Origin of the sequence: Streptomyces sp. NPDC059853 (assembly GCF_042731495.1) — a bacterium.
Lineage (GTDB): Bacteria > Actinomycetota > Actinomycetes > Streptomycetales > Streptomycetaceae > Streptomyces.
Map to the genome: position 1 here is coordinate 1 of NZ_JBHWJL010000108.1, position 16,271 is coordinate 16,271.

Annotated in this window: 9 protein-coding genes and 1 pseudogene; 3 read left to right on the forward strand and 7 right to left on the reverse strand. The window is 72.3% G+C overall.

The annotated features are described in order from the left end of the window. From ACFV5N_RS14135 to ACFV5N_RS14150, 4 genes are all read right to left on the reverse strand, one after another. Nucleotides 1–2,000: beta-galactosidase (locus ACFV5N_RS14135; protein ID WP_385598602.1), on the reverse strand; the 2,000-nt coding region annotated here is incomplete at its 3' end. A 57-nt stretch (nt 2,001–2,057) separates the two neighbouring features. Then, nucleotides 2,058–2,996, reverse strand: a complete 939-nt coding sequence (locus tag ACFV5N_RS14140; RefSeq protein ID WP_385598605.1) for a carbohydrate ABC transporter permease — start codon at nt 2,994–2,996, stop codon at nt 2,058–2,060. Further along, on the reverse strand, nt 2,993–4,066 hold the full coding sequence (locus ACFV5N_RS14145) for an ABC transporter permease (RefSeq protein ID WP_385598608.1): 1,074 nt from the start codon (nt 4,064–4,066) through the stop codon (nt 2,993–2,995). The genes ACFV5N_RS14140 and ACFV5N_RS14145 overlap by 4 nt, the downstream gene beginning before the upstream one ends. A gap of 161 nt (nt 4,067–4,227) precedes the next feature. Continuing rightward, entirely contained in the window at nt 4,228–5,574 is a 1,347-nt protein-coding gene (locus ACFV5N_RS14150) for an extracellular solute-binding protein (RefSeq protein ID WP_385598610.1), read from the reverse strand. A 633-nt stretch (nt 5,575–6,207) separates the two neighbouring features. On the opposite strand from ACFV5N_RS14150, the gene ACFV5N_RS14155 reads away from it, so the two are divergent. Both ACFV5N_RS14155 and ACFV5N_RS14160 read left to right on the forward strand, forming a co-directional pair. After that, on the forward strand, nt 6,208–9,117 hold the full coding sequence (locus ACFV5N_RS14155; RefSeq protein WP_385598613.1) for a glycoside hydrolase family 3 C-terminal domain-containing protein: 2,910 nt from the start codon (nt 6,208–6,210) through the stop codon (nt 9,115–9,117). A gap of 26 nt (nt 9,118–9,143) precedes the next feature. Beyond that, complete coding sequence (locus ACFV5N_RS14160) at nt 9,144–10,199, forward strand: TRM11 family SAM-dependent methyltransferase (protein ID WP_385598616.1); 1,056 nt, start codon at nt 9,144–9,146, stop codon at nt 10,197–10,199. Nucleotides 10,200–10,218: 19 nt separating this feature from the next. Here ACFV5N_RS14160 and ACFV5N_RS14165 read toward each other — a convergent pair whose 3' ends face one another. Beyond that, entirely contained in the window at nt 10,219–11,673 is a 1,455-nt protein-coding gene (locus tag ACFV5N_RS14165; protein WP_385598618.1) for an aldehyde dehydrogenase family protein, read from the reverse strand. Between the two features lie 216 nt (nt 11,674–11,889). Here ACFV5N_RS14165 and ACFV5N_RS14170 point away from each other — a divergent pair, with 216 nt between their 5' ends. Continuing rightward, nucleotides 11,890–13,269 (forward strand): M14 family metallopeptidase, encoded by a 1,380-nt coding sequence (locus ACFV5N_RS14170; RefSeq protein ID WP_385598621.1) that lies wholly within the window; start codon nt 11,890–11,892, stop codon nt 13,267–13,269. A gap of 116 nt (nt 13,270–13,385) precedes the next feature. Here the strand turns inward: ACFV5N_RS14170 and ACFV5N_RS14175 are convergent, their stop codons facing one another. Both ACFV5N_RS14175 and ACFV5N_RS14180 read right to left on the reverse strand, forming a co-directional pair. Beyond that, nucleotides 13,386–14,969: a PucR family transcriptional regulator gene (locus tag ACFV5N_RS14175; protein ID WP_385598624.1), complete on the reverse strand. Its 1,584-nt coding sequence runs from the start codon at nt 14,967–14,969 to the stop codon at nt 13,386–13,388. A gap of 574 nt (nt 14,970–15,543) precedes the next feature. Beyond that, nucleotides 15,544–16,271, reverse strand: a pseudogene (locus ACFV5N_RS14180) (ATP-binding protein); the annotation flags it as partial.

Here is a 16,271-nt window from a genome sequence, read left to right on the forward strand (position 1 = left end):
GAGGTGGGGGATGCGGACAGTACGGCCACCCCGCACCGGTCCAGAACGACCTCGGCCGGGTGGGTGCGGCCGGTGAGCAGATCGGTGTGCGGTGCGTCCAGCGGCACGGCGATCTGGTCACGTGTGTGGTTGAGGAGGAAGAGCAGCCCGCCGCGGCGGACGGCCTCGATCCCCTCCGGGGCGCCGCGCAGCGCGGGCTCGGCGCCGGCCGCGGCGGCGGCCTCGGCGAGCAGCGCGCGCAGCGCGGCGGGTTCGGGCAGCGTGGAGACGTAGCGGGCGGTGCCGGCGCCGTAGGTGTGCCGGGTGAGCGCGGGGCGGCCGGCCAGTTCGCCCGCGGCGTACGAGGCGGTCACGGTGGCGTCCGCGACGGTGAGGTCCTCGCTCCACAGGCTCCCGGTGCTGCCGTCGTCGAGTGCGACGGTCTCCCCCGCCTCCAGCGGCCACCACTCCTCGACGGCGGCCAGGCCGAGAATGTCCCGCAGCCGGGCGTCGGTGCCGCCCTCCCGGACGCGGTCGTCGGGGTCGGCGACGCCGGTGAAGAAGCCGCACACCAGGTGGCCGCCGCCGCGCACATAGGCGGCGAGCCGGTCCAGGGCGGCGTCCGAGAGCAGGTAGAGCTGCGGGATGACGACCAGTTTGTAGCGGCTGAGGTCGGCCTCGGGGTGGGCGAGGTCGGCGGTGAGGTTCTGTGCCCACAGGGCGTGGTGCCAGGCGGCGAGGAGCGCCGGGTACTCCACCGCGGCGGAGGGGCGTCCCGGCTGGCCTGAGGCCCACCACGCGGACCAGTCGTGCAGGACGGCGATCTCGGCGGGGACCGCCGTGCCGGTGACGCCGGAGAGCAGGCCGAGTTCGGCGCCCAGGTCGCGGATGCGGCGGAAGGCGCGGGAGGTCTCGCCGGCGTGCGGCAGCATCGCGGAGTGGAACTTCTCGCTGCCCTGCCGGGAGGCCCGCCACTGGAAGAAGCACACGGCGTCGGCGCCGCGCGCCACCGACTGGAGCGACCACAGCCGCATCAGCCCCTCGCCCTTGGGCTTGTTGACGGGGCGGAAGTTGACGGCGGAGGCGGCCTGTTCCATCAGCATCCACGGGCCGCGGGCCTGGGAGCGGGTGAGGTCGGCCACCAGGGCGCCGTGCGCGGGCCCGGCCGGGTCGGCGCGGTCGGCGGCCGGGTCGGGGTAGATGTCGACCGAGACGACGTCCTCCTCCTCGGCCCAGCGCCAGCCGTCGAGGCCGCTGAACAGCGGCATGAAGTTGGTGGTGACCGGCACACCGGGCGGGCTGTGGGCGGCGACGATGTCGCGCTCGGCGGTGAAGCACTCCAGCAGCGCGTCGCTGGTGAAGCGGTGGAAGTCCAGCCGCTGTGCGGGGTTGATGAGGTACTGGGCGCGGCGCGGCGGGATCAGTTCTTCCCAGGAGTCGTAGCGCTGGCTCCAGAAGGCGGTGCCCCAGGCGTCGTTGAGCGCGTCCAGGGTGCCGTAGCGCTCGCGCAGCCAGCGGCGGAAGTGCCGGGCGCTCTCGTCGCACCAGCAGGAGGTGCAGTACTCGTTGTTGATGTGCCACACGCGCAGGGCCGGGTGGTGGCCGTAGCGGCGGGCGAGGTCGGTGGTGATGCGCTGCGCGTACTCGCGGTAGACAGGCGAGGAGGCGCAGAACTGGTTGCGCGAGCCGTACCAGACGGTGGCGCCCGTCTCGTCGCGCGGCAGCGTCTCGGGGTGCCGGGCGCCCAGCCACGGGGGCGGGGACGCGGTGGGTGTGGCCAGGGCGACGCCGATGCGGGCGTCGTGGAGGAGGTCGAGGACCTCGTCCAGCCATCCGTAGTTCCGCGCCCCCGGGCGGGGCTCCAGTGTCGCCCAGGAGAACACGCCGACGGTGGCGAGATTGACACCGGCCTCCTTCATCAACCGGATGTCCTCACGCCAGATCTCGGGCGTCCACTGCTCGGGGTTGTAGTCGCCCCCGAACAGCAGCCGGCCACGGGTGGCGTCGTTCAGTCCTGCCATCGAATCGATTCTCCTCACGACACAAAAAAAATGCCCGGTCCTCGCCGTGCCTCGGGCTCAGCCCTTGACGGCGCCGATGAGCATGCCCTTCTTGAAGTGCTTCTGGACGAACGGGGACAGCACCGCGACCGGGATCAGCGCCAGCACCATCACGGCGGTCTGCACCGCGATGCTCGGGATCTGGCCGGTGCCGATGGCCGCCGACATCCCCATGGGACGCTCCCCGCGGACCACGATCTGCTGCAGGACATTCTGCAGAGGCAGCTTCTCCTGTTCGGTGATGTAGATGAACGCGGCGAAGTAGTTGCCCCAGTAGCCGACCGCGTAGAACAGCGCGATCACGGCCAGGACGGCGCGCGACAGCGGCAGCACGATCTGCCACAGGATGCGGAACTCGCCGGCGCCGTCGATGCGGGCGCTGTCGATCAGTTCGGTGCCGATGTTCATGAAGAACGCGCGCAGCACCAGGATGTTGAAGACGTTGACCGCCATCGGCAGGATGATCGCCGCGTACGTGTTCATCAGGCCCAGGGTCTGGATGAGCAGGTACGAGGGGATGAGTCCGGCGCCGCCGAAGAACATCGTCAGCAGCAGGGTCATCAGCAGCGGCCGGTGCCACAGCGAGTTCATCCGGGAGAGGCCGTACGCCGCGAGCACCGAGGTGGTCATGGAGAACACCGTGCCGATGACGGTGATGCACACCGAGATCCACATGGCGTTGGCCACCTGGCCGCCGCTGAGCAGTTCACGGTACGCGTCCAGGCTGAAACCGTCCGGGAAGATTACCAGGCCACCGGTGCGGGCAATCGTTTCTGCATCGGACAGGCTGGTGGCGACCACGATCCACAGGGGGAACAGGATGGCGAGCAGGGCGATGGTGAGGATGACTCCCTTGGCCACCAGGCCGATCTGAGTCGGCGGTTCCTCCCATGACGGCCTGGTGCGCTTCCCCTTGGTCTCTTCGTCGTCATCGACGAGAACACTGGCGTCACTCATTGCTTCTTGTACACCCCCTGTTCGCCCATCGCGTGGGCGACCCGGTTGGCTGCCAGGACCAGCGCCAGGGAGAAGATCCCCTTGACGATGCCGACGGCTGCCGCGTAGCTGAACTGATGGTTGGCGATGCCCCGGTCCCACACATAGGTGTCGAGGACTTCGGAGGCACCGACGCCGACCGCGGTGCGCTGGATGAGGAACTGCTCCATCCCCACGGTGAGCATGTTGCCGACCTGGAGGACCAGCAGCAGCGCGATCACCGGCCGCAGCGCGGGCAGGGTGATGTGCCAGATGCGGCGCCAGCGGTTCGCGCCGTCGACGGCGGCGGACTCGTACAGCTCCTGGTTGACCATGGACAGCGCCGCCAGGAAGACGATGATGCCCCAGCCGGCGTCCTTCCAGATCACCTGGAAGGTGATCAGCCACTTGAAGAAGCCCGGGTCGGTCATCAGGTCGAAGCCGTCGCTCCAGCCGTTGTCCCGCATGACCTGGGCGATCAGACCGGCGCCGCCGAAGATCTGCTGGAAGACGGTGATCACCAGCACCCAGGAGAAGAAGTGCGGCAGGTACAGCACCGCCTGGGCCCAGGCACGCACCTTGTTGTGCAGGATGCTGTTGATGAGGAGCGCCAGCGCGATGGGGACCGGGAAGTAGAACAGCAGCTGGAGCATGGAGAAGACCACGGTGTTCTCGACCGCGCCCCAGAAGTAGCGGTCGTTCACCATGGTCTGGAAGTGCTCGAACCCGACCCAGGCGCTGTTCGCCAGGGACTGGAAGAAGCCGTCGCCCGCGTAGGGGCTGAAGAACTGGAACGCGATGACGTTCCCGACGATCGGGATGTACGCGAAGACCACCAGCAGGCCGATGACCGGCAGCGTCATCAGGATCAGCGGATAGTCGCGGCGCAGCCGGTGCTGCCAGGCCTCGGTGCCGCCGCGGGCCCGCGCCGGTCCGTCGCGGCGGGGGCCGCCGGCGCCCGGGGCGCCGGTCTTTCGGTGCTTCGGTGGCGGGGACTCCGGTCCGCCGCCGCCCTCCCGCTTGGGGGATCGCGGGACCGTGCTCTGTGACACGGCATTCTCCTTGTTTCACGCGACCGGCCCGGCCGGGCATGACGCGCCCGGCCGGGTGGCCGCCTGCTTATGTGGTTGGAAGTGGTCGTCGGGTCGGGGGCAGTGAAGGTGGTGCCCAGGGGGTTACGGGGGTGGCGCGGGCGGGGCCGGCCGGCCCGGGCCTACGCCTCGCTGTCCAGGAGCTCCTGGTACCAGTCGCGGAGCTGGTCGCCGCCGTTGCGCCGCCACTCGGCGACGGCGTCCTGCATGTCGCTGATGGACTGGTTGCCTCGGACAACGTCGTCCTCCAGCGCCTCGAAGCGGTCGGCCAGGTTGGCGAAACGATCCGGCTCCTGCACCTGGCGGCCGTAGAACAGCGGCTCCTGGGCGAAAGGCAGCATCCGCTTCTGCCAGCTGGTCAGGTCCTCCACCATCTGCGGGGTGTCGGGGTAGGCGACGAACGACCCCGGGGAGCAGATGAAGACGTAGGTCTCGGGTGCGACCTGCTCCTCGCCCAGCGGGGTGCGCACCTGCACACCGTCCTCGATCGTGTAGTGCGTGCCCTCGACGCCGTAGTCGCGCATCCGCTGCTCGATCGTGCCGTACGGGGCGGCGCAGAAGTTGGCGATCTCCAGGGCCTCGCGGATGCGGTCCGGGCTCAGGTTCTTGTTGACGAAGGTCCACAAGGAGGCGCCGCTGGCCCGCCACAGCACCGGGTCGCCGTCGGCGCCGAAGAAGTCGAAGGCGTTCATCCGGAAGTCCGGGTTGGCGGCCTGCTGCTCGGCGACCAGCTTGTGCCAGGTGCCCTCACCGTCGTTGAACATCAGGGACTCACCGGCGGTGAAGCGGTTCTTGCTGTCGCCCTGGACGGCGACGGCGTCGGGGTGGACGACGCCCGCGTCGTACAGCTTGCGGGTCCACTCCAGGGCTTCGAGGAAGGCATCCGTCTCGTAGCGGTTGACGAGCTTGCCGTCGATCATGGCGAAGTAGTTGGGCTTCTCCGGCAGCACACCGTGGATGACGAAGGAGGACCACTTCATGTCCTCGCAGGCCCACACCCGGTTCTTCGCCGAGGTGACGTCCTTGGCGAAGTCGATGAACCCCTGCGGGTCGGTCGGCGGGGACCAGCCGTTCTCCTCGAAGATGTCCTGCCGGTAGTAGGGGACCACACCGCCGATGGGCGCGCTCGGCATCGGCAGTCCGCGCAGCGCGCCGCCGAAGACCGAGATCTGCCAGGCGGCGGTCGGGATGGCGGCGAGGTTGGGGTAGTCGAGGACCTTGTCCCCGGAGAGATACTCGCCCAGGTCCGCGAACCGGCTGGAGATGGCCTGCGGGATCTGGCCGTTCAGTTCCCAGCTGGGAACACACACCAAGTCGGGAATGTCGTTGCCGGCGAGCACGGCGCCGAGCTTCTCCCCGTAGGTGTTGCCGTCCTGGGTCTGCCAGTTCATTTTGACGCCGATGGCCTCGTCCATCGCCGTCCAGTACTCATTGCCCGCCTTGGGCGGAGTGCCCCACAGCGGCGTCATGGCAGTGAATGTCCCGCCGTTCCCCTTGGGCGTGGGAACGGAAACTCCGAGATCAGCGGTGGGAATAAAGGTCGTGTATCCCGGGCTGGAGCCATTCTCGCTCGGAATGTCCGGCTCAATCGCCGTATCCGACTGCCGATATGTCGGAAGTATGCTCTTCAGGTCCTCCTCGGAGGACCGGCCCTCACCTCCGCCGCCGCTCTCGCCGGAGCCGCACGCCGTCAGCAGCGGCACGCCTCCCACCGTCGCCGCCGCGGCTACCGCCGTGGAAGCGAGGAACTTTCTCCGGCTCGGGGCGGAGCTTGAGTTAGGCATTCGTCAACCCTTCGTGGCTCTGTGCCATCACACGACCGTGGTGCGAGGTGGTCGAAGCGCTTCGATGTGGCGCCGACATTAAGACCCCTCCGCGCGGAGGCACAAGCCCTGGTACGCAGAAAGTTCGACGGTATTTCGACAGCCTGAGGACCCGGTATCTTCTTGGAGTTCACGAGCCGTTGCCAAGCCGTGTCTTGACAGGAGACGTGTCGGAAACACAGCATCGAAGCGCTTCGAACGTGGTCGAGCCGCCCGTTACGGCGATACCGTATCGGCCCCGGAGCCGCTCCGAAACCGCCGTCCCCGAGGGAATCTCCTGTGACTGCCCATCAGCCGGCTTTCCGCAATCCTCAGCTGAGCGTCGCCGAACGGGTCACCGATCTGCTGGGCCGGCTGACCCCGGCCGAGCGGCTCGCGATGCTCCATCAGTACGCCCCCGCCGTCGAGCGGCTGGGCGTCCCCGCCTTCCGCACCGGCCAGGAGGCGCTGCACGGTGTGGCCTGGATGGGACCGGCCACGGTCTTCCCGCAGGCGGTCGGGCTCGGCGCCACCTGGAACCCGGAGCTGGTGCGGCGGATCGGTGAGGCGGTGGGCCGCGAGGTGCGCGCCATGCGGGCCGGTGACCCCCGGGTCGGCCTCAACGTCTGGTCCCCCACCGTCAATCTGCTGCGCCACCCGCTGTGGGGCCGCAACGAGGAGGGGTACGCGGAGGATCCGCACCTGACCTCGGCCATCGCCGTGGCGTACACCCGCGGCCTGCGCGGCGAGCATCCGGTGTACTGGCGCACCGCGCCGGTGCTCAAGCACTGGCTGGCGCACAACCACGAGCGCGACCGGGACACCGCGTCCACCTCGCTGCGGGCCCGGGTGCTGCACGAGTACGAGCTGCCCGCCTTCCGCGGTCCGGTGCGGGCCGGCTCGGTGGCCGGGGTGATGCCGGCGTACAACCTGGTCAACGGGCGTCCCAACCATCTCTCGCCGCTGCTGGCCGAGCAGTTGCGCACCTGGAGCGAGCTGCCGCTGGTGGTCTGCTCGGATGCCGGGGCGCCCAGCAACATCGCCGGCTCCGAGGCGTACTACCCCAGCCACGAGGAGGGCCTGGCCGCCGCGCTGCGCGCCGGGGTGGACAGCTTCACCGACCACGGCGAGGACTCCGGTCCCTCGGTGGCCCGGCTGACCGCCGCGCTGGAGCGCGGACTGATCACCCAGGACGACGTGGACGCCGCGGTACGTCATCTGCTGGACATGCGGTTCCGGCTGGGCGACTTCGACCCGGAGCTGGACCCGTTCCCGGCGGAGGCGGCGTTCGACACGCCCGAACACCGCGCGCTCGCGCAGGAGGCCGCCGAGCAGGCGGTGGTGCTGCTGAAGAACGACGGACTGCTGCCGCTCTCCCCCGGGCTGCGCGTCGCGGTGGTCGGGCTGCTGGCGGACGAGGTCAAGCTCGACTGGTACAGCGGCACGCTGCTGCGCGCGGTCAGCCCGCTGGCCGGGCTGCGCGAGCACCCCGGCGTGGCCTCGGTGACCTACGCGGAGGGCACCGACGGGATCCGGCTGCGGACGGCCGGCGGGGCCTGGGTGCGGGTACCGGCCGCCGACCCGGCGGTGGAGGTCGGGGACCGCGCGGCGGCGGGGGCGCTGGACCCGGCGCTGATCGCCGGGCGTACCGACCTGGCGCCGCTGACCGTGACGGCGGACGAGGACCTGGCGTCGGTGCTGGATCTGATCGACTGGGGCGAGGGGGTGCTGACGCTGCGCGCCCCGGACGGCCTGTACGTGTCGGTCGCCGAGGACGGGCTGCTGCGGGCCTCCGCGGCGCAGCCCGGTGGCTGGGTGATCCAGGAGGTCTTCACGCTGGAGCCGCTCGGCGACGGGCAAGGGCTGCGGCACCGGGCCACCGGGCGGCTGGTGGCGGTGACCGAAGCCGGGCTGAGCGTGGCCGAGGACGCCGGTGAGGGCGCGGTGTTCACGGTGGAGACGGTCCGCCGGGGTGCGGACGAGGTGGCCCGGGCGGCGGCGGACGCCGATGTGGTGGTCGTGGTGGCGGGCAACGACCCGCATCTGAACGGCCGGGAGACCGAGGACCGTCCCTCGCTGGAGCTGCCGCCGCAGCAGGAGGCGCTGTGGCGCGCCGCGCACGCCGCCAACGAGCGGACGGTGCTGGTGATCTCCTCGTCCTACCCGTACGCGGTGGACACCGCGGACGCCACCCTCCCCGCGCTGCTGTGGACGGCGCACGGCGGGCAGGCGGCGGGCACCGCCCTGGCGCGGGTGCTGCTGGGCGAGGTCTCGCCGGCCGGGCGGCTGCCGCAGACGTGGTACGCGGCGGACGCCGAACTGCCCGGTCTGCTGGACTACGACCTGATCGGCTCGCGCACGACGTATCTGTACTACGACGGCACGCCGCTCTACCCGTTCGGGCACGGCCTGTCGTACACCTCCTTCGGGTACGCGGAGGCGTCCGTGCGGCACGACGGGGTGACCCTGACCGCCGAGGTCGCGGTGCGCAACCTCGGTACGGTGGCCGGTGACGAGGTGGTGCAGCTGTACGCGGTGGCGACGGCGCCGAGCGTGCCGCGCCCGCACCGGGCGCTGATCGCCCACCGCCGGGTCGCGCTGGCGCCGGGCGAGGCGCGGCGGCTGACGTTCGAGGTGCCGCTGGCGGAGGCGCTGGGTTTCTGGGATGTGGCGCACGAGCGGTGGACGGTCGAGCCGGGCGGCTACGAGCTGCACTTCGGCGCCTCCAGCCGGGACATCCGGGAGCGGGCCCAGCTGAGGGTGGACGGCGAGCCGGTGCCGCCGCGTCCGGTGCGGACGGCGGGGCTCGCGGCGGCGGGCTTCGACGAGGCGTCCGGTGTGGCGCTCGCCGATCTGTCCCGGGAGGCCGGGGACGTGGTGACCGCCGCCGCGCCGGACGGTGCGGGGCGGCTGCTGTTCCGGCGCTGCGACTTCGGCGCGGGCGACGGCGCCGGGGCCGATGCCGGTACGGCCGGGGGTGTCACCGCGGTGACGGTGCGGGTGGCGCGCGAGGAGCCGGGCGAGGGCACGCTCACGCTGCGCGTCCCGGGGGCCGGCGAGGCGGCGCTGACGCTGACGGTGCCCTCGACGGGCGACCGTTACGCGTACACGACGGTGCGCGGCGCGTTCCCCGAGCCGCTGACCGGGGTGGCGGACCTGGAGCTGACGGTGGGCGGCGGCGTGCGGGTGGACCGGCTGGAATTCGGCTGATCCCGCGGCGGCTAGACTCCGGCGCGATGAACACGTACGGCTTTCTTCTGCTGCCCTCCCACAACCGTCTGTACGCGGCCGGCGCCGCCGATCTCGCCCGCGCGGAGCTGCTGGTGCTCAGCGAGGCGGTGCTCGGCGGCGTGGTGCGGGAGGTGGGCGCGGCGGAGCTGGGCGGCGTGCCGTACGTGACGTTCCGCGCGCCGGAGCTGACCGCCGAGCAGCTGCGGCAGGTGGCGAACCTGTCCTCGCTGTACGCGCTGTTCCTGATCGAGGGGGAGCCGGACGCGCCGTCGCTGCGCCCGGTGCCGGTGGAGCGGCTGGACAAGTTCCCCAGCGATCTGCTCACCATCCAGAAGTATCCGGGGAAGACCAACGAGGACTTCACCAAGCTGCTGCTGAATGTGACGGCGATGGCCTGCGACGCCCCGCAGCGGCTGCTGAGCGGCGGGCTGCGGGTGCTGGACCCGCTGTGCGGGCGCGGCACCACGCTCAACCAGGCGCTGATGTACGGGCTCGACTGCGCGGGTGTGGAGCAGGACGCGCGCAGCGTCGAGGCGTACGAGAACTTCCTGCGGCACTGGCTCAAGGCCGCCAGGCTCAAGCACCGTGCGGAGAGCGGCCCGGTGCGGCGGGACAAGCGGACGCTGGGGCGGCGGCTGACCGTGGAGGTCGGCGAGACCAAGGAGCTGTACAAGAAGGGGCAGTCGATCGGGCTGACCGTGGTGCAGGCGGACACGGTGGCGAGCGATCAGTTCTTCAAGCCGGGTTCGTTCGATCTGATCGTGACGGACGCGCCGTACGGGGTGCGTTACGGCAGCCGTACGCGGGGGGAGGGCGGCGGGCTGACCCGTTCGCCGCTGCCGCTGCTGACCGAGGCGGTGCCGGTGTGGGCGCGGCTGCTGCGCACGGGCGGCGCCATCGGGATCTCGTGGAACACCTATGGCGCCTCCCGTGCGGAGCTGGCCGGGCTGCTGGCGGGGGCGGGCTTCACGGTGCGGGAGGGGGAGCCGTATGCGGGCTTCGAGCACCGGGTGGATCAGGCCATCACCCGGGATCTGATCGTGGCCCGGAAGACGGCCTGAGCGCCCCGCGCCGGGTTCCCTACAGGTCGATGCCGGTGAGGACCATGACCCGCTCGTAGGTGTAGTCCTCCATGGCGTAGCGCACGCCCTCGCGGCCGACGCCGGAGTCCTTGACGCCGCCGTAGGGCATCTGGTCGGCGCGGTAGGAGGGCACGTCGCCGACGATCACGCCGCCGACCTCCAGCGCGCGGTGGGCGCGGAAGGCGGCGCGCAGGTCGTGGGTGAACAGCCCGGCCTGGAGCCCGTAGCGGGAGTCGTTGGCGGCGGCGTAGGCGGCGTCCTCACCGTCGACGGTGGTGACGGTCATGACGGGGCCGAAGATCTCCTCGTGGCTGACGAGCGCGTCGGTGGGCACGTCGGCGAGGACGGTGGGGGCGTAGGCGGCGCCGTCGCGGGTGCCGCCGGTGAGGACGGTGGCACCGGCGTCGCGGGCCTCGTTCACCCAGGTCTCCACGCGGCGGGCGGCGTCCTCGCTGACCAGGGGCCCGACGTCGGTGGCGTCGTCGGCGGGGTCGCCGGTGACCAGGTTCTCGACGGCGGTGATCAGCCGGGGGAGCAGCCGGTCGTGGAGCGTGGCGTCGACGATGACGCGCTGCACGGAGATGCAGGACTGGCCGCCCTGGTAGTTGGAGAAGGTGGCGATGCGCTGGGCGGCCCAGTCGAGGTCGGCGTCGGTGGAGTAGTCGCCGAGGACGATGGCGGCGCCGTTGCCGCCGAGTTCGAGGGTGACGCGCTTGCGGGGCACCGAGTCGCGGATGGACCAGCCGACGGGGGCGGAGCCGGTGAAGGAGATGATCGGCAGCCGTTCGTCGCGCACCAGGTCGGGCATGGCGTCGTTGGGGACTGGCAGGACGCTCCAGGAGCCGGTGGGCAGGTCGGTCTCGGCCAGCAGTTCGCCGAGCAGCAGCGCCGACAGCGGGGTGGCCGGGGCCGGCTTGAGGATGATGGGGGCACCGGCGGCGATGGCGGGGGCGACCTTGTGGGCGCAGAGGTTGAGCGGGAAGTTGAAGGGCGCGATGCCGAGCACCGGGCCGTAGGGGATGCGGCGGGTGAGCGCGAGCCGCCCCTCGCCACCGGCGTCGGCGTCCAGGCGCTGGGCGGTGCCGCCGTTGAAGCGGCGGGCCTCGTCGGCGGCCCAGCGGAAGACGGAGCGGCAGCGGGCGACCTCGATCCTGGCCCACTTGATGGGCTTGCCGTTCTCGGAGCTGATGAGCTGGGCGATCTCCTCGGCGCGCTCGGCGAGGCGGGCGCCGACGTGGTCGAGGGCGGCGGCGCGTACGTGCGCGGGGGTGGCGGCGAACGGCCCGGCCGCCGCCGCGGCGGCGGCCACGGCGGCCTGGGTCTGTTCGTGCGTGGGCACGCTCACCGTCGCCAGGTGCCGGCCGTCCCAGGGGGAGGTGACATCGAGGGTGTCCGAGCCGGTCGCCTGCTTCCCGGCCAGCCAGAACGCCTGGGTGGCAGTCGCTGTCGTCATCGCGGGTCCCGCCCTTCCGAAAGGGGTGGAGTGGGGTGTCCAGGCCACGGTAGGGGGTCGGACACCCGTGCTTACTTGTACGGCGCGTAGGGGTGGCTCTTTCCATTCTTACGCGCAGGAAGGGTGAGATCCGAGAGGCGCCATTGACCGGAGCATGCCATGTTCGCGAGCATGGCGCCGCCCCCACCCATCGCACGGGAGAACCCAGGAGCTGCGATGCGCACACCGCGTGCACCACAGGCATCACCGGCATCACGCACCGCCCGCCGTACCCGGCGGACCCGCAGGTACGGCGCCGCCGGCGCCGCCGTACTGTCCCTGGCCCTGGCGCTCACCCTCGGCACCCAGGCGACCGCCGTGCCGGGCCCGCGGGACGCGGCGGACGCCGCGGCGGCCGCCACCCCCGACACCGGCATCCGGCAGTACGAGGTGACCGGGCTGCGCGGCGCACCGGAGCGCAGCGCGCTGGCCGCCACCGGTACCGCCATCGACGAGGTGCTGCACAACTCGGTGCTGATCAGCGCCGACGCCGCCGAGGCGGAGCGGCTGCGCGCGCTCGGCTACCACCTGACGCCGCTGCCCGCTGCCGCCGCCGGCAGCGGCGACGGCTTCCAGGCCGCCGCACCGTCCGACTATCACACCTACGCGTCGATGCGGGCGGTCGTCGACGCCACCGTGGCCCGTCACCCCGATCTGGTGAGCACCGAGGTCATCGGCCGCAGTTACGAGGGGCGGGACATCATCGCCGTCAAGGTGAGCGCGGATGTCGCCGTCGACGAGGACGAGCCCGAGATCCTGTTCACGCACAACCAGCACGCGCGCGAACATCTCACCGTGGAGATGGCCCTCTTCACCCTGGAGGAGCTGACCTCCGGGTACGGCAGCGACGCCCGGATCACCCGGCTGCTGGACACCCGCGAGATCTGGCTGATCCCCTCCGTCAACCCGGACGGCAAGACCTACGACACGGAGTCGGGCGCGTTCCGTTCCTGGCGCAAGAACCGTCAGCCCAACGCCGGCTCCAGCGCCGTCGGCACCGACCTGAACCGCAACTGGGACTACATGTGGGGCTGCTGCGGCGGCTCCTCGGGCAGCGCGAGCAGCGCGACGTACCGGGGCGCCTCGCCCGAGTCCGGGCCGGAGACCCGGGTGGTCGCCGATTTCGTCCGCAGCCGGGTGGTCGGCGGGGAGCAGCAGATCACCGCGCACATCGACTTCCACACCTACGGCGAGCTGATCCTGTGGCCGTACGGCTACACCTACGCCGACACCGCGCCGGGGCTGACGGCGGACGACCGGGACGCGTTCGCCGCGGTGGGCCGCGCGATGGCGGCGAGCAACGGGTACACGCCGCAGCAGTCCAGTGATCTGTACATCACCGACGGCTCCATCGGGGACTGGATGTGGGCGGAGGAAGGGATCTTCTCCTACACCTTCGAGATGTATCCGCGCAGCGCGAGCGGCGGCGGCTTCTACCCGCCGGGCAGTGTGATCGACCGGGAGACCGCCCGCAACCGGGAGGCGGTGCTGATCCTGCTGGAGAACGCCGACTGCATGTACCGGTCGATCGGCAAGGAAGCCCAGTACTGCCCCTGAACAGACATCAGCTGATCAGAACCGATCTGTCAGAGATCATCCACTCGGCAATTCTGACCGGATCTGATGGGTCCCGGCCGTCCACGGGGCGGCCGGGACCCGCCCGACGGCGACGTTCAGGCACCGGTGGCCTTCAGAGCCAGCCACAGCTCCATCCGGACATCGGGATCGTCCAGTGAACGGTCCAGGATCTCCTCGACCCGCCGCATCCGGTAGCGCAGCGTGTGCCGGTGCACCCCGAGATCACCCGCCGCCGCGTCCCACTGACCGTGCCGGGACAGCCACGCCTTGAGCGAGGCCACCAGATCGCCACGGCCCTGCGCGTCGTGCGCCCGCAGCGCCCGCAGCCGCCCCTCGGCGAACGCCCGCACCGCGTCGTCCGCCAGCAGCGGCAGTACGGACCCGGCCGCCACGTCGTCGTGTTCCACCAGCGGCCTGCCGCGCCGTCTGGCCACCACCAGCGCGGCCCGCGCCTGCTGGTAGGCGGTGTCCACGGTGGCCGGGCCGGTCGGCGCCGACAGCCCCAGGAACACCGCCGGCCCGCTGCCCGCCTCCTGCCCGGCCCGGGCGAACGCCGCCCCCGCCGCGACCGCCGCGCCCCCGTCCGCCGCCAGCACGACCAGCTGCTGCCCGTCCGCCAGCGCCAGCACCGCCTCCCCGGCGCGGTGCGCCGCGGCCTCGATGGCCGCCCCCAGCTCCGTCAGTGCCTCCGGCTCCCCGCCCGCCTCGGCGGCCAGCAGCCGCAGCGGGGCGTCCAGCAGCCCGCCGTACAGATCACCGGCCACCGCGCGGGCGTGGTCGGGCTCCCCGCTGAGCAGCATCCGCAGCACCGCGCCGCCCAGCCGGGCCTCCGCGGCCTGGAACGCCTGGGACCGCTCGGTGATCAGGGTCAGCACCGCGACCGCCGACTGCATGGCGTAGCGCTCGGCGGTCCCCGGCGGCGCGGCGGTACCGACCGCCAGCACCGCCCGGGGCACGCGGCCGGACCCCACCGACTGCAACTCCACCCGGTCCTCCCCCGCCCCGCCGCCCCCCGCGGCGTCCGCGGCGGGATCGGGCCCGGAGGGGCACACCGCGCTGGCGGGCGCCGGACGGTCCCGCAGCCGGACCACCTCCGGCGTCAGCCGCGCCGCGCGCCGGGCCGCCCACGCCGGGGCCACCGCCGTGACGGTGCCCGCCATGTCGTACAGCGCCGCCCAGCCGTCCACCTGCGTGGCGAGCTTGTCCAGCAGCGCCTGCCGGCCGCCGGGCGCCAGCGCGGCGCGCGTCAGCTCCCGCTGCGCCGCGAACCCGGCGCTCACCGCGCGGTACTGCTCGGCGGCGATGGCGGCGGAGACGAACTTGCCGATCGCGATGAACGGGGTGCGGCGCGGCACTTCCAGCAGCGGCATCCGCGCCTCCCGGACGGCCGCCAGCAACTGCGGGGTGACCGCCGGGTGGTGCACGCCGACCCCGAAGCCCAGCCCCACCACACCGGCGGCGCTCAGCCGGCGGATGTACGCGGTCATGGCCGCCGCGTCCTCGACGTCGAGCTTCAGCCCGGTGGTCAGCAGCAGCTCGCCACCGTCGAGATACGGCACGGGATCGGCCAGCTCGCTGGCGTGGGCCCAGCGGACCGGGACATCCAGCCGGTCCTCCCCCGTGAGCACGCCCAGTTTGAGCGCCGTGTGCTGAACGAGTGAGGAAAGCGTCGGGTACATGGACCACCTTGGGAGATCATCTGGATGACCGGGGGAATGTCACGCGCCGTTCTTCACGGTACAGCGCGTGGCATATGCGCCGGGGAAACCTTCGGCCATCCCGCACCGCTCTCCGCCGCACCACCGCGGCGCCCGCCGACCGCCGCACGGCCCGGCGCGGGCGACCCCGTGCACGCGGCAGGACACCGACCGCCCGGCGTCGCCGGGCCCTGGGCCCCGGCCACCGCATCGACGCGGCCGGGACCCGCACGCGGGGCCACACACCCGGGACCGCGCCAACGCCGCCGGACCCCGCACGCGGGGCGATCCACCCCGGGCTTTCCGCCCCCGACCAGGCGCCCGGCGAGACGCGCGGGGAGACGCGCGGGCACCGGGCACCGGCCACCCGTGGCTCGTGCACCCGTGCCCGCGAACCCCGACGCCCTCGGCGGAACACAGCCGCACCGGGGCACCGCCGGAACGCACCGCGCCCACCACGCCGACGCCTACGCCACTCCCCCGCCCCCGGCGTCCGTTGCCCGCCACCGTCCATGCCGTTCACGCCTACCGCCAGACCGGCGGGGACCGGCGCCGCTCAGCCCAGCCGGACCAGTACCGGCGGCCCCGCTTCGCCGGACACCGTCGTCAGCGACAGCACCGCGTGCCGCGGCGGCACCCGGTGCGCCAGCTCCGACGCCGACCAGCGCTCCCGCTCCACCCGGCGCACCGTCACGGACTCCGTGGTCGACTCGCGCCCCGTGAACAGCTTGCGCGCCCCCCGGGTGAAGCGCCGCACGATGCCGCCGCTGCGGTCGGGGGTGCTGGTGACGTCCCGGTCCTCCGTCCAGGCCGTGCCCCACGCCCGCGCGAAGTGCTCGGCGTCCCAGGTGGTGATCCCGGAGAACGCCATCCGGCAGCCCACCGCGCCCAGCAGCCCGCTGCGCAGCGCGGCGGGCACGTCGTCCAGGGTCCGCAGCGCGAGCACGGCGCCCGCGTTGGCCGGGCGCAGCTGGGTGAGGCCGCGCACGGTGCCGGGCGTGATGGCCGACGTCGCGTCGTCCAGCACCAGGGCGGCGAACAGCGTGCGGTCCGGCCGCGCGACGACCGCCGCCGTGAACTGCGCCAGCAGCATCCGGGTGATCACCCGCCGCGCCTCCGCGTGCCCGGTGGCCGGCAGATCGACGCGTACCCGCAGCGGGTGCTCCAGCGAGCTGAGCGAGAACGGCCGGGTGCGCCGGGCCGCCTCCCCGTGGGAGAAGCCGGCCCGGTCGAGCAGCGCCAGCTGATCGGCCAGCCGGGGCCCGAGGTCGTCGGGCCGCTGGG

What these genes read in the sequence shown, in the direction of transcription:
- ACFV5N_RS14140 (WP_385598605.1), bottom strand. Translation starts at nt 2,996, where the DNA reads ATGAGTGACGCCAGTGTTCTCGTCGATGACGACGAAGAGACCAAGGGG.
- ACFV5N_RS14150 (WP_385598610.1), bottom strand. Translation starts at nt 5,574, where the DNA reads ATGACGCCGCTGTGGGGCACTCCGCCCAAGGCGGGCAATGAGTACTGG.
- ACFV5N_RS14160 (WP_385598616.1), top strand. Translation starts at nt 9,144, where the DNA reads ATGAACACGTACGGCTTTCTTCTGCTGCCCTCCCACAACCGTCTGTAC.
- ACFV5N_RS14165 (WP_385598618.1), bottom strand. Translation starts at nt 11,673, where the DNA reads ATGACGACAGCGACTGCCACCCAGGCGTTCTGGCTGGCCGGGAAGCAG.
- ACFV5N_RS14170 (WP_385598621.1), top strand. Translation starts at nt 11,890, where the DNA reads ATGCGCACACCGCGTGCACCACAGGCATCACCGGCATCACGCACCGCC.
- ACFV5N_RS14175 (WP_385598624.1), bottom strand. Translation starts at nt 14,969, where the DNA reads ATGTACCCGACGCTTTCCTCACTCGTTCAGCACACGGCGCTCAAACTG.